The organism is Pseudomonas sp. 2995-1 (assembly GCF_002742505.1).
Lineage (GTDB): Bacteria > Pseudomonadota > Gammaproteobacteria > Pseudomonadales > Pseudomonadaceae > Aquipseudomonas > Aquipseudomonas sivasensis.
Window position 1 is genome coordinate 124,361 of the sequence record NZ_LJSA01000349.1, and the last position, 11,993, is coordinate 136,353.

The 11,993-nt window shown below is 58.3% G+C and carries 12 protein-coding genes, 2 tRNA genes and 1 pseudogene; 12 read left to right on the forward strand and 3 right to left on the reverse strand.

The genetic code is table 11. From position 1 onward, the window contains the following. The first annotated feature begins 7 nt into the window (after positions 1-7). Entirely contained in the window at positions 8-445 is a 438-nt protein-coding gene (gene fkpB, locus AOA61_RS13535) for an FKBP-type peptidyl-prolyl cis-trans isomerase (RefSeq protein ID WP_174562729.1), read from the forward strand. A gap of 189 nt (positions 446-634) precedes the next feature. After that, a complete protein-coding gene (ispH, locus tag AOA61_RS13540) occupies positions 635-1,582 on the forward strand; it encodes a 4-hydroxy-3-methylbut-2-enyl diphosphate reductase (RefSeq protein ID WP_032886178.1) in 948 nt (315 codons plus the stop codon). A gap of 19 nt (positions 1,583-1,601) precedes the next feature. On the opposite strand, the pseudogene AOA61_RS13545 reads toward ispH, so the two are convergent. Then, a pseudogene (locus tag AOA61_RS13545) lies at positions 1,602-2,117 on the reverse strand (GspH/FimT family pseudopilin); the annotation flags it as partial. Positions 2,118-2,319: 202 nt separating this feature from the next. Here AOA61_RS13545 and pilV point away from each other — a divergent pair. From pilV to thiO, 5 genes are all read left to right on the forward strand, one after another. Continuing rightward, positions 2,320-2,802, forward strand: coding sequence for a type IV pilus modification protein PilV (pilV, locus tag AOA61_RS13550; RefSeq protein WP_099601959.1), 483 nt, complete (start codon positions 2,320-2,322; stop codon positions 2,800-2,802). Then, entirely contained in the window at positions 2,799-3,506 is a 708-nt protein-coding gene (locus AOA61_RS13555; RefSeq protein WP_099601960.1) for a PilW family protein, read from the forward strand. Before pilV ends, AOA61_RS13555 begins: the two co-directional genes overlap by 4 nt. Before the next feature lie 7 nt (positions 3,507-3,513). After that, entirely contained in the window at positions 3,514-4,044 is a 531-nt protein-coding gene (locus AOA61_RS13560; RefSeq protein WP_099601961.1) for a PilX N-terminal domain-containing pilus assembly protein, read from the forward strand. An 11-nt stretch (positions 4,045-4,055) separates the two neighbouring features. After that, the gene (locus AOA61_RS13565) at positions 4,056-4,457 is read left to right on the forward strand and encodes a type IV pilin protein (protein WP_099601962.1); all 402 of its coding nucleotides are present in this window, start codon (positions 4,056-4,058) and stop codon (positions 4,455-4,457) included. Between the two features lie 63 nt (positions 4,458-4,520). Next, on the forward strand, positions 4,521-5,630 hold the full coding sequence (gene thiO, locus AOA61_RS13570) for a glycine oxidase ThiO (RefSeq protein ID WP_099601964.1): 1,110 nt from the start codon (positions 4,521-4,523) through the stop codon (positions 5,628-5,630). Here the strand turns inward: thiO and AOA61_RS13575 are convergent. Both AOA61_RS13575 and AOA61_RS13580 read right to left on the reverse strand, forming a co-directional pair. Further along, positions 5,617-5,850, reverse strand: coding sequence for a PP0621 family protein (locus AOA61_RS13575; RefSeq protein WP_032886182.1), 234 nt, complete (start codon positions 5,848-5,850; stop codon positions 5,617-5,619). The two genes, thiO and AOA61_RS13575, sit on opposite strands and share 14 nt — an antisense overlap. A 124-nt stretch (positions 5,851-5,974) precedes the next feature. Next, positions 5,975-7,000 carry an outer membrane protein assembly factor BamD gene (locus tag AOA61_RS13580; protein WP_032886183.1) on the reverse strand — a complete coding sequence of 342 codons (1,026 nt, stop codon included), beginning with the start codon at positions 6,998-7,000 and terminating at the stop codon, positions 5,975-5,977. A gap of 149 nt (positions 7,001-7,149) precedes the next feature. Between AOA61_RS13580 and rluD the strand changes: the two genes are divergently transcribed. The 5 genes from rluD (at position 7,150) to AOA61_RS13605 (ending at position 11,992) form a co-directional block, all read left to right on the forward strand. Next, entirely contained in the window at positions 7,150-8,112 is a 963-nt protein-coding gene (rluD, locus tag AOA61_RS13585) for a 23S rRNA pseudouridine(1911/1915/1917) synthase RluD (RefSeq protein WP_032886184.1), read from the forward strand. Next, positions 8,109-8,834, forward strand: a complete 726-nt coding sequence (gene pgeF / locus AOA61_RS13590; RefSeq protein ID WP_095183795.1) for a peptidoglycan editing factor PgeF — start codon at positions 8,109-8,111, stop codon at positions 8,832-8,834. The genes rluD and pgeF overlap by 4 nt, the downstream gene beginning before the upstream one ends. Positions 8,835-8,965: 131 nt before the next feature. After that, on the forward strand, positions 8,966-11,530 hold the full coding sequence (gene clpB, locus AOA61_RS13595) for an ATP-dependent chaperone ClpB (RefSeq protein ID WP_032886186.1): 2,565 nt from the start codon (positions 8,966-8,968) through the stop codon (positions 11,528-11,530). A gap of 303 nt (positions 11,531-11,833) precedes the next feature. Continuing rightward, a tRNA-Asn gene (locus AOA61_RS13600) sits at positions 11,834-11,909 on the forward strand. Between the two features lie 9 nt (positions 11,910-11,918). Then, positions 11,919-11,992 (forward strand) — tRNA-Pro (locus AOA61_RS13605). Position 11,993 lies beyond the last annotated feature (1 nt).

The following is an 11,993-nucleotide window of genomic DNA, read 5'->3' on the forward strand; positions in this document are numbered from 1 at the left end:
TCAGGTATTGGCTGAGCAACGCATCGGCCAGAACACGGAAGTCACTTTGCATTTCGCATTGCGCCTGGAGAATGGCGACACGGTCGACAGCACGTTCGACAAGGCCCCGGCGACCTTCAAGGTCGGCGACGGCAATCTGCTGCCGGGTTTCGAAGCGGCTCTATTCGGTTTCAAGGCTGGCGACAAGCGCACCCTGCAGATCCTGCCGGAAAACGCTTTTGGTCAGCCCAACCCGCAAAACGTGCAGATCATCCCGCGTTCGCAGTTCCAGGACATGGACCTGTCGGAAGGCCTGCTGGTGATCTTTAACGACGCCGCGAATACTGAGCTGCCTGGCGTGGTGAAAGCGTTCGATGACGCGCAAGTGACCATCGACTTCAACCACCCGTTGGCCGGTAAAACCTTGACGTTTGACGTTGAAATCATCGACGTTAAAGCGCTCTAACTGACGAAACACACTAAATGTGTGGATCGGACTTGTGTGAGGGGGCTTGCCCCCGATAGCGGGGTATCAGTCAAAGTTTTTTACTGACCCATCACTATCGGGGGCAAGCCCCCTCACACCTTTGATCTTCATTGTCAGTTGAGTAGCTTCAATACTGACCCATAGTAGCTGCAAGACACGAGGCACAGCATGCAAATCAAACTCGCCAACCCCCGTGGCTTCTGCGCTGGCGTGGACCGTGCGATCGAAATCGTCAATCGTGCCCTGGAAGTTTTCGGTCCGCCGATCTACGTGCGTCATGAAGTCGTCCACAACAAGTTTGTGGTCGAAGACCTGCGCGCACGTGGCGCCATCTTTGTCGAAGAACTGGAGCAGGTACCAGACGACGTGATCGTCATCTTCAGTGCTCATGGTGTTTCCCAGGCCGTGCGTACCGAAGCGGCGGGCCGGGGCCTGAAAGTGTTCGACGCGACTTGCCCGCTGGTTACCAAGGTGCACATCGAAGTCGCGCGCTACAGCCGTGATGGTCGGGAATGCATTCTGATCGGTCATGCCGGTCACCCGGAAGTCGAAGGCACCATGGGCCAATACGACGCCAGCAACGGCGGCGCCATCTACTTGGTGGAGGACGAGAATGACGTCGCCAGCCTTCAGGTACACAACCCTGATCGTTTGGCCTTCGTGACTCAGACAACCTTATCCATGGACGACACCAGCCGTGTGATCGACGCGCTACGCAGCCGCTTCCCGGCCATTGGCGGCCCGCGCAAGGATGACATCTGCTACGCCACCCAAAACCGCCAGGACGCGGTCAAACAATTGGCTGACGAGTGCGATGTGGTTCTGGTGGTCGGCAGTCCTAACAGCTCCAATTCCAACCGCCTGCGTGAGCTGGCTGAGCGGATGGCGACACCGGCGTACCTGATCGACGGTGCCGAAGACATGCAACGCAGTTGGTTCGATGGCGTCGAGCGAATTGGCATCACTGCGGGTGCTTCTGCCCCTGAAGTGCTGGTGCGCGGTGTTATCCAGCAACTGCACGCCTGGGGCGCTACCGGCGCTGATGAGCTGGCAGGACGTGAAGAGAACATCACTTTCTCCATGCCCAAGGAGCTGCGCGTTCGCTCATTGCTTTGAACGTCAGGGTGCCGGATTAACTTCGGCACAACGCCTGTTCGGCTTTATCGCTACGCAGGCTGATACGCCCACTAGGCGCCAGCACCAACTGGTGCAGGCTTTGCGCCGAGTCCCTGGCGCATACGTGCACAGTGCCAGCACGAAAACCTCCCCCTGAAAACACCGGCTCGCCTGAACTGCTGAAGCGCACCTGGCTTTTGACCGGCCCATTCCCGACTATCGGCACGCGCCCGCTGTCTTGGCGCTCCAAGAGCACGGGGTTGTCGTCGTCCTGATGGCCGTGTCCGCTCACATCCAATATCACCCGCCAACCCTTGCTCCAGTCCTCGTCCAGTGCGTGGATGACCACCGCACGGTTACGCGCGATGGCTTCAGTGCGTGCGAAGCGAAGCCCGCTGGTAAGTGATTGTGCCGCGCTTTGTCGCAGCTGTGACTCCAGCAGGCCCATGAAATTAGGTGCTGCCAGATGCAGCAGAGTGCCGCTCACAAGGAGTCCAAGCAGCAGTTCGATCAGGGTAAAACCTCGCTGTTCCATCGGCTTTCTCTCCGTGGGCGTGTTTAGGAAACAGGTCTAGGCATAGGTATAGCGTCCGTTTCTGGGCGGCGAATGATGGCCTATAGGGCCAAAGTATTTCCCTTTGTGCCGTGGGCAGCACGGGCGAAAAACCGACGCTAGTCTTGGATCGCACAGCGGGATTTCCTGCTTTCTTCGACCTTCGACACGGATGACGACGGTAATGCTTTCCTGCCTTAACACCTGTTTTCCCCACGCTTTTGCGCGATGCCAGACCGGCATGACGTTGATCGAGGTACTGGTGGCGATGCTGATTCTCACCGTGGGCCTGTTAGGCGCAGTGGTGCTTCAACTCAATGCCCTCAAGTACACCGAAAGTTCGAGGATGACCAGTCAGGCCAGTTTTATTGCCTACGATATGCTCGACCGTGTCCGCGCCAATTCTGGTGCGGACTACTCATTGCGCCACGGAGTGCGGGCCCCCAGTACTGGGAACGTCAGCGTGCGTGATTTGGACCTCCATGATTTCGAATCCAATATTCGCGCCTTTGCCGGGGAGGGTGCCAAAGGTTCGGTGGCGGTCAGCACAAATGAAGTGACTGTCAGTATCAGTTGGGATGGCAGCCGAAGTGAGAACACGCCTGGCGCGCGGGAAACCTTGTCCCTGACCAGTCGCATCGACAATGAACCAGGGGTAATGCAATGAGGCCTCTGGTTAGCGGTTTCAGCCTGGTGGAATTGTTGCTGGCACTGGCCGTCGGTTTGGTGCTGGTGATTGGAGGGAGCCAAGTGGTGATCAGCTCCCGAGTTACGTACGCCAGCCAGCAGGCTTCCATGTTGTTGCAGGATGACGCGCGGTTTGCGCTGGGCAAGATGATTCAGGACATTCGTCAGGCTGGAATGTTTGGTTGTTTGGCCACGGAGTTTATTGATAACGCGCCGCCAGCCTTTGAACAGCCTGTGCGCTGGACTGCCGGGGGTAGTTCAAAATCACTGACGCTGGTCACCACTGATGTCGGCCGAGGGGTTGGCAGGCCTGACTGGACGGTGCTGTCCGACTGCACGACTAACGCTCAAGCCTATGCAGGGAATCCACCTGCCCCTGATCCTGGACAGATTCGTTTTGCGATTCGACAGCTGACTTACACCTTCGAGACCAGCCAGTTAAAGGTCAGCACGCTCGCAGCGCCGGCCAAGGCGGTGCTGGTGGATAACGTACGGGATTTCGATATCAGTTTCGGCGTGGCTGCCAGGGCGTCATCACCGCGAGTTGTGGGCTACGACGCCATGCCATCCGATGAGGCATTGATCCGCAGCGTGCGCATCCGCATGACGCTGCAGGACCCCACTGGAAAGGTGAGAGATCAAACCTACAGCGTGGTGGTGGCTCTGCGAAACCGTGTGGGGTAGGGCAGCCATGAAGAGTGCTGGAGGTATTTCTTTGCGACAAAGAGGGATAGTCCTGCTGATAAGCCTGGTGTTTCTGCTGTTGTTGGCGTTGATCGGGTTGTCGTCCATGCAGGGGGCAGTCACCCAGCAAAAAATTGCCGGCAGCCTGTGGCATCGCAACCAATCGTTTCAAGCAGCAGAAAGTGGCTTAAGGCTGGGGGAGGAAGTTGTGAGGCGAAAGGGTGCGGATTTGCCGCAGTGCCATTCGATTGTTGTCTGTGCGCCTCCGGATGAGTCGTTGTCGGTGGTCGCGGCCGGTACCAGTCCTGTTTCATCAGTTAACTGGGTTGCCATCAAAGGGGGGCTCTACGGTATTCAATCCCTTGGTCCGAGCGTAGGACTGGCGAATTTGCCACCGCAAACTCCAGCAACGTTGTACCGGGTGACGGCGATTGGGATCAGTGGTCAGTCACGCACGGTATTGGAGACTGTGTACGCGCGAGTGGACGAAGCCAGTGGCTCGCGTTTTAGGCGAGTGTCTTGGCGACAACTTCAATAAGGACCAATGGAATGGGCATGGACAGCCAGGGATTTACCCTGATCGAGTTACTGATCGCTGTGGCGATTATCGCGTTTCTGGCCGGGATCGCTTACCCCGGGTACACCGGCCATGTGAAAAAAGTCTATCGCGCGGAAATTGTCGCGCTGCTGACTGAGCAAGCTCAGCTACTGGAGCGCTTTTATACGAGGAACGGCACATTTATTGACGCAAGCGGCGTCAGCACGGGCAATGATCGCTATAGAATCACCGCTGCGTTGAACCCTCAGGATTTCTACTTGGTCGCTACGCCGGGCGCCGATTCGTTGATGGCTGGTGACCCTTGCGGTGGCTTCAGCCTCAGCAGCACCGGTCTACGGGCCAATCCGGGTGCTGCTCCTGAAATGTCGCGCCAGACATGCTGGGGGCAATGATGAGGTGGCTGGATGATTGGGCGCCGGGCGCGTCTGTTCCTATTTTATCGGCTGGATCAAATGATGGCTAAGCAACAGCAAGTGGTGATTGTCGGGGGCGGAGTCATTGGCCTGCTGACGGCGTACAACCTGGCGAGCCAGGGGCAGGCGGTGGTCCTGTTGGAGCGCGCCGGCGTTGGGCAGGAGTCTTCATGGGCGGGCGGTGGCATTGTTTCGCCGCTGTATCCGTGGCGCTACAGCCCGGCGGTCACTGCTTTGGCCCATTGGTCCCAGGATTTTTATCCACAACTGGGTGAGCGCCTGTTTGCCGCCACCGGCGTGGATCCGGAGGTTCATGTCACCGGCTTGTACTGGTTGGACTTGGACGACGAGGCTGAAGCGCTGGCATGGGCGATCCGTGAAGGTCGGCCCCTGACCAGAGTGGATGTTTCGGCCGCCCATGATGCGGTGCCGGTGCTGGGCGGCGGGTATTGCCAGGCAATCTATATGGCGAATGTGGCCAATGTGCGAAACCCTCGCTTGGTTAAATCCCTTAAAGCCGCGTTATTGGCGATGCCTGGCGTAATCGTTCACGAACAGTGCGAAGTCACCGGATTTGTTCTGGAAGGCGACAATGTGGTGGGCGTAAATACGGCAGAGGGGCCGATTGTGGGGGCGCATGTAGTGTTGGCGGCAGGAGCGTGGAGCGGTGAGTTGCTTGGCACGCTGGGCTTGGCGCTTCCGGTGGAGCCGGTCAAGGGGCAGATGATTTTGTACAAGTGCGCCTCGGACTTCCTGTCGAGCATGGTCCTGGCCAAGGGGCGTTACGCCATCCCCCGGCGCGACGGACACATTCTCATCGGAAGTACCCTGGAACATGAGGGCTTCGACAAGACACCCACCGAAACTGCGCTGGAAAGTCTCAAGGCCTCGGCTGTGGAACTGATTCCCGCTCTTGCGGATGCCGAGGTGGTTGGGCATTGGGCCGGTTTGCGCCCCGGTTCACCGGAAGGCATTCCCTATATTGGCCAGGTGCCCGGCTTCAAAGGGCTGTGGCTCAACTGCGGGCACTATCGCAACGGCCTGGTTCTGGCGCCGGCGTCCTGTCAGTTGTTTGCAGACTTGTTGCTGGGGCATACGCCGATTATCGACCCCGCACCTTACGCGCCTGAAGGTCGGATCAGCGCTGGATAGACTTCGGTCCCTGCTCCAGATGCGCCTGGGTGCAATACCACTCCTGGCGTGAGCTTAGGGCGCGATCCTGTGGCAGGTGCACGCCGCAGTGGGCGCAGCGCACCATCAACGCAGCGCTTGGCTCGCTTGTGCGTCGCTGCTTGGTGGCCGGGCTTTTGAATTTGCGCCAGAACCATACCGCGGCAGCAATAACGGCAATCCAGAACAGAAGACGAAGCATGATGGGCGGTTTCTCGATAAGGAATGCGCCAGTTTAGCCAAGGACGTGGCAAGCGCACAGCGCAATAATACTGCCCAATAAAAAAGGAGCCCCGAGGGGCTCCTTTTTGCGTTGCGTCGACAGATCAGTCGAACACACCGAAGGTCATGTAGCTGAACCAGGAGCGGTCTTGATTGTTGCCCAGGGCCTCTGGCTCTTCTTCTTCGATCACGTCGCCGTTCTCGTCGTGCGGCTTGAGCTCCGAAGGAATGGCTTCCTTGGCGTCCTGGTACTGTTTGATCACGTCCTGATTGGCGCGGGTTTCGCCCGGCGGCAACGGTGGGCGCGACTCGATCAGGCCCAGGGTGTATTTGCTCAGCCACGAACGGTTGTCCGCTTCTGCAACCTGAGGCACGAACTGGCCGTCTTTCAGGCTCGGGTGATCCGGGTAGTTGAGCTTAAGGGTTTCCAGGCTGGTGTTGGCCAGTTCGTCCAAGTGCAGACGTTGGTAGGCCTCGGTCATCACTGCCAGGCCGTCACCCACGGAAGGGGTCTCCTGGAAGTTTTCTACTACGTAGCGGCCACGGTTAGCAGCAGCGACATACGCCTGACGGGTCAGGTAGTAGTGAGCTACGTGGATCTCGTAAGACGCCAGCAGGTTGCGCAGGTAGATCATGCGCTGCTTGGCGTCCGGGGCGTAGCGGCTGTTCGGGTAGCGGCTGGTCAGCTGGGCGAACTCATTGTAGGAGTCGCGGGCAGCACCTGGGTCACGCTTGGTCATGTCCAGCGGCAGGAAGCGCGCCAGCAGGCCAACATCCTGGTCGAACGAGGTCAGGCCCTTGAGGTAGTAGGCGTAGTCCACGTTCGGGTGTTGCGGGTGCAAACGGATGAAACGCTCGGCGGCGGACTTGGCGGCTTCCGGTTCGGCGTTCTTGTAGTTGGCATAGATCAGCTCAAGCTGAGCCTGGTCGGCATAGCGCCCGAACGGATAACGCGACTCCAGTGCCTTCAGCTTCGCTGTGGCGCTGGTGTAGCTATTATTGTCCAAGTCTTTCTGTGCCAGTTGGTACAGCTCGACTTCGCTCAGGTTTTCGTCGACGACTTCCTTTGTTGACGAGCAAGCAGCAGTCATGGCGAGGATGGCGATCAGCAGCAGGTGTTTCACTTGCATGGCGGCTTGCGTCCCTATGACGGCCGCTGTCTTGGGCGGGGCCGTCCTGTTATGATGAGCGCCCCGTTGAAAGCCTCGGGGCAAAAGACGCCGTATTTAACCACAAGCGCGCAGCCGAAACCAAAGGCTGTGCCACGCCTAGTCTGAGCATGTCCGATAAAATTGAACTTCGCGCAGAGGTGCCGTCCGAATTGGGCGGCCAACGCCTCGATCAAGTCGCCGCACAATTATTCGCTGAGCACTCGCGCTCGCGCCTTTCCGCCTGGATCAAAGACGGCCGCCTGACTGTGGATGGAGCGGTTATCCGCCCGCGAGACATAGTCCATGGCGGTGCGATTCTTGAGCTGACTGCCGAGCAGGAAGCCCAGGGAGAATGGGTCGCCCAAGACATTGAGCTGGATATCGTCTATGAAGACGACGACATCCTCGTCATCAACAAACCCGCAGGCCTGGTGGTTCACCCGGCGGCCGGGCACGCTGATGGCACCTTGCTCAATGCCCTGTTGCACCATATCCCGGACATCATCAACGTGCCGCGCTGCGGTATCGTGCACCGTCTGGACAAGGACACCACCGGCCTGATGGTGGTTGCCAAGACCATTCAGGCGCAGACGCAACTGGTTACGCAGTTGCAGAGCCGTAGCGTCAGCCGGATCTATGAGTGCATCGTGATCGGCGTGGTCGTCGCGGGTGGCAAGATCAACGCCCCTATCGGTCGCCACGGCCAGCAGCGCCAGCGCATGGCGGTAATGGAGGGCGGCAAGCAGGCCGTAAGCCACTACCGTGTATTGGAGCGTTTCCGTTCCCACACCCACGTTCGGGTCAAGCTGGAAACCGGTCGTACTCACCAGATTCGCGTGCACATGGCCCACATCAACTTCCCGTTGGTCGGCGATCCTGCCTACGGTGGTCGCTTCCGCATTCCGCCTGCGGCCAGTCAGACAATGGTTGAATCGCTCAAGACGTTCCCGCGCCAGGCACTGCATGCACGCTTCCTGGAACTGGATCATCCGACGAGTGGTAAGCGCATGAGCTGGGAATCGCCACTGCCGGACGATTTTGTCTGGTTGCTGTCACTGCTCAAGCAGGACCGTGAGGCGTTTGTTGGATGAGTGACTGGCTGATACCTGACTGGCCCGCGCCGGCTCGGGTAAAGGCCTGCGTTACCACCCGTGCGGGCGGCGTCAGCCTGGCGCCGTTCGACAGCCTCAACTTGGGCGATCATGTAGAGGACAGCCTGGAGGCCGTTCTTGAAAATCGCCGTCGTCTTAGCGACGCTTTTGATATTCAGCCGGCCTGGCTGCGCCAAGTTCACGGGGTGACCGTGGTTGAGGCTGATCCTGGCCGCACGGCTGAAGCCGATGGCTGTTGGACCAGCAACCCAGGCATCGCTTGTACCTCTATGACTGCCGATTGCCTGCCCGCGTTATTCTGCAACCGCGCAGGGACTCGTGTCGCAGCGGCCCATGCCGGTTGGCGCGGGTTGGCGGCTGGCGTGTTGGAAGCGGCTTTCGAAAGTCTGGATACCGCTCCTGCCGACGTACTGGTCTGGTTGGGCCCGGCAATCGGTCCTCAATCCTTTGAAGTCGGTCCTGAGGTGCGTGAAGCCTTCATGCAGCAACTGCCGACCACTGCCCAAGCCTTTGTGCCGAGCCGTAATCCCGGCAAGTTCATGGCTGACATCTATCAACTGGCTCGCCTGCGCCTTGCCGCACGGGGCGTCACGGCTGTTTACGGTGGTGGTTTGTGCACCGTGACCGATCCGCGCTTCTTTTCTTACCGGCGCAGTCCGCGCACCGGTCGATTTGCCTCCCTTATCTGGCTCGAACGCTAGACTCTCCTGACTTACGTCAACTGTCCGTAGCTTGAATCTTCCAGAATCCACCCCATCTATAAGGGTATCTGGCAGGTTTCTTCATTCAGGAATGTTTTATAGCTCCGGCCTGCTCAAAAGGAAGGTGACTAATGCGTATTGATCGTTTAACCAGCAAATTACAGTTGGCGTTATCGGACTCCCAGTCGTTGGCGGTGGGTCTCGACCACCCGGCCATTGAGCCTGCACACTTGATGCAGGCTCTTCTGGAACAGCAAGGTGGTTCTATCAAGCCCTTGCTGATGCAGGTGGGCTTTGATGTCAGCAGCCTGCGCAAGGAGTTGAGCAAAGAGCTCGACCAGCTGCCAAAAATCCAAAATCCAACCGGCGACGTGAACATGTCGCAGGATCTGGCGCGCCTGCTTAACCAGGCCGACCGCCTGGCCCAGCAAAAGGGCGACCAGTTCATCTCCAGCGAACTGGTGCTGCTCGCCGCCATGGACGAGAACAGCAAGCTCGGCAAGTTGTTGCTGGGCCAGGGCGTGAGCAAGAAAGCCCTGGAAAATGCCATCAACAACCTGCGTGGTGGCGACGCGGTGAATGATCCTAACCACGAGGAGTCGCGCCAGGCCCTGGACAAGTACACCGTCGATCTGACGAAGCGCGCCGAAGAAGGCAAGCTTGATCCGGTCATCGGCCGCGACGACGAGATTCGTCGCACCATTCAGGTCCTGCAGCGTCGCACCAAGAATAATCCTGTGCTGATCGGTGAGCCTGGTGTGGGTAAAACCGCGATTGCCGAGGGTTTGGCTCAGCGCATCATCAATGGTGAAGTGCCGGACGGCCTTAAAGGCAAGCGCCTGCTGTCCTTGGACATGGGGTCGTTGATCGCCGGTGCTAAGTTCCGCGGCGAGTTTGAAGAGCGCCTGAAATCTCTGCTTAATGAACTGTCGAAGCAGGAAGGGCAGATCATTCTGTTTATCGACGAACTGCACACCATGGTCGGCGCCGGTAAAGGCGAGGGCTCGATGGATGCTGGCAACATGCTCAAGCCAGCTTTGGCGCGCGGCGAGTTGCACTGTGTAGGTGCAACGACGCTCAACGAGTACCGTCAATATATAGAGAAGGATGCAGCCCTTGAACGTCGCTTCCAGAAAGTGCTGGTGGAAGAACCGAGCGAAGAGGACACCATCGCCATCCTGCGCGGTTTGAAAGAACGCTATGAGGTCCACCACAAGGTGGCGATCACTGACGGTGCGATCATTGCTGCGGCCAAATTGAGCCATCGCTATATCACCGATCGTCAGTTGCCGGACAAGGCCATCGATTTGATCGACGAAGCGGCCAGCCGCATTCGTATGGAAATCGACTCCAAGCCGGAAGTGCTCGACCGCCTGGATCGGCGCCTGATTCAACTGAAAGTCGAATCCCAGGCTTTAAAGAAAGAAGAAGACGACGCTGCGAAGAAACGCCTGGAAAAACTCCAGGAAGAAATTTTGCGGCTTGAGCGCGAGTATTCGGACTTGGAAGAGATCTGGACCTCGGAAAAAGCCGAAGTGCAGGGCTCTGCGCAGATCCAGCAAAAGATCGAACAGTCCCGTCAGGAACTGGAGGCTGCACGCCGTAAGGGCGACCTGAACCGCATGGCCGAATTGCAGTACGGTGTCATCCCGGACCTGGAGCGCAGCTTGCAAATGGTCGACCAGCACGGCAAGAGCGAGAATCAGTTGCTGCGCAGCAAGGTGACCGAGGAAGAAATCGCCGAAGTCGTCTCGAAGTGGACCGGCATTCCTGTGTCGAAAATGCTCGAAGGCGAGCGCGACAAGCTGCTGAAGATGGAGCACCTATTGCACCAGCGCGTGATCGGCCAGGAAGAGGCGGTCGTGGCGGTGTCCAACGCGGTACGGCGTTCGCGGGCCGGCTTGTCCGACCCGAACCGCCCGAGCGGCTCGTTCATGTTTCTTGGCCCGACCGGCGTGGGTAAGACCGAGCTATGCAAGGCGCTGGCTGAGTTTCTCTTTGATACTGAAGAGGCCATGGTGCGGATCGATATGTCCGAGTTCATGGAAAAACACTCGGTGGCTCGCCTGATCGGTGCTCCACCAGGCTATGTGGGCTACGAGGAGGGCGGTTACCTGACCGAAGCCGTGCGGCGTAAGCCTTACTCGGTGATCCTGCTGGATGAGGTCGAGAAGGCGCATCCGGATGTATTCAACATCCTGCTGCAAGTGCTGGAAGATGGTCGGTTGACGGACAGTCACGGGCGTACCGTTGACTTCCGCAACACGGTGATCGTGATGACCTCCAACCTGGGCTCCTCCCAGATCCAGGAGTTGGTAGGTGATCGTGAGGCCCAGCGCGCTGCGGTAATGGATGCGCTGACCACACACTTCCGCCCGGAATTCATCAACCGGGTCGACGAAGTGGTGATCTTCGAGCCATTGGCGCGTGATCAGATCGCGGGCATCACCGAGATCCAGTTGGGCCGCTTGCGCGGTCGTCTGGCAGAGCGCGAGCTGTCGCTGGAGCTGAGCCGCGAGGCGTTAGACAAGCTGATCGCAGTCGGTTACGACCCGGTGTATGGTGCACGGCCTTTGAAACGTGCGATCCAGCGCTGGATCGAAAACCCGCTGGCGCAGTTGATCCTGTCAGGCAGCTTTATGCCAGGCACCAGCGTAGAGGCGACTGTGGAGAACGACGAAATCGTCTTCCATTAAGCCTGGATTGCAGCGTTATGAGAGAAGGTCCCGCATCGCGGGACCTTTTTTTTCGTTAGGGCGTTGAACTGTAAGGAAAAGGCTTGTAAAGTGCGCCCCGCAGCAACGTCAGCCCACGGGTTTCTTCTCCCCAAGAAGAAATCAGAAAGAAGCGCAAATCATTGTCTTAAAAGCAATTTAAAGGGTTGACAGGGGTTTTTAAGATTGTAGAATAGCGCGCCTCAGAGACGCTAACGTAGCGATACGGACAGGGTCGAAGAGGAGAGTTTCAAGCAGTAAAAGTTGTACTTTGAAATATGTAGTTCCGTGATAGCTCAGTCGGTAGAGCAAATGACTGTTAATCATTGGGTCCCAGGTTCGAGTCCTGGTCACGGAGCCAATTTCAAACCGGGGTATAGCGCAGTCCGGTAGCGCGCCTGCTTTGGGAGCAGGATGTCGGGAGTTCGAATCCCCCTACCCCGAC

What these genes read in the sequence shown, in the direction of transcription:
- AOA61_RS13560 (WP_099601961.1), top strand. Translation starts at nt 3,514, where the DNA reads ATGAAGAGTGCTGGAGGTATTTCTTTGCGACAAAGAGGGATAGTCCTG.
- AOA61_RS13575 (WP_032886182.1), bottom strand. Translation starts at nt 5,850, where the DNA reads ATGCTTCGTCTTCTGTTCTGGATTGCCGTTATTGCTGCCGCGGTATGG.
- rluD (WP_032886184.1), top strand. Translation starts at nt 7,150, where the DNA reads ATGTCCGATAAAATTGAACTTCGCGCAGAGGTGCCGTCCGAATTGGGC.
- thiO (WP_099601964.1), top strand. Translation starts at nt 4,521, where the DNA reads ATGGCTAAGCAACAGCAAGTGGTGATTGTCGGGGGCGGAGTCATTGGC.
- pgeF (WP_095183795.1), top strand. Translation starts at nt 8,109, where the DNA reads ATGAGTGACTGGCTGATACCTGACTGGCCCGCGCCGGCTCGGGTAAAG.
- AOA61_RS13565 (WP_099601962.1), top strand. Translation starts at nt 4,056, where the DNA reads ATGGGCATGGACAGCCAGGGATTTACCCTGATCGAGTTACTGATCGCT.
- AOA61_RS13580 (WP_032886183.1), bottom strand. Translation starts at nt 7,000, where the DNA reads ATGCAAGTGAAACACCTGCTGCTGATCGCCATCCTCGCCATGACTGCT.
- AOA61_RS13555 (WP_099601960.1), top strand. Translation starts at nt 2,799, where the DNA reads ATGAGGCCTCTGGTTAGCGGTTTCAGCCTGGTGGAATTGTTGCTGGCA.
- pilV (WP_099601959.1), top strand. Translation starts at nt 2,320, where the DNA reads ATGCTTTCCTGCCTTAACACCTGTTTTCCCCACGCTTTTGCGCGATGC.
- ispH (WP_032886178.1), top strand. Translation starts at nt 635, where the DNA reads ATGCAAATCAAACTCGCCAACCCCCGTGGCTTCTGCGCTGGCGTGGAC.
- clpB (WP_032886186.1), top strand. Translation starts at nt 8,966, where the DNA reads ATGCGTATTGATCGTTTAACCAGCAAATTACAGTTGGCGTTATCGGAC.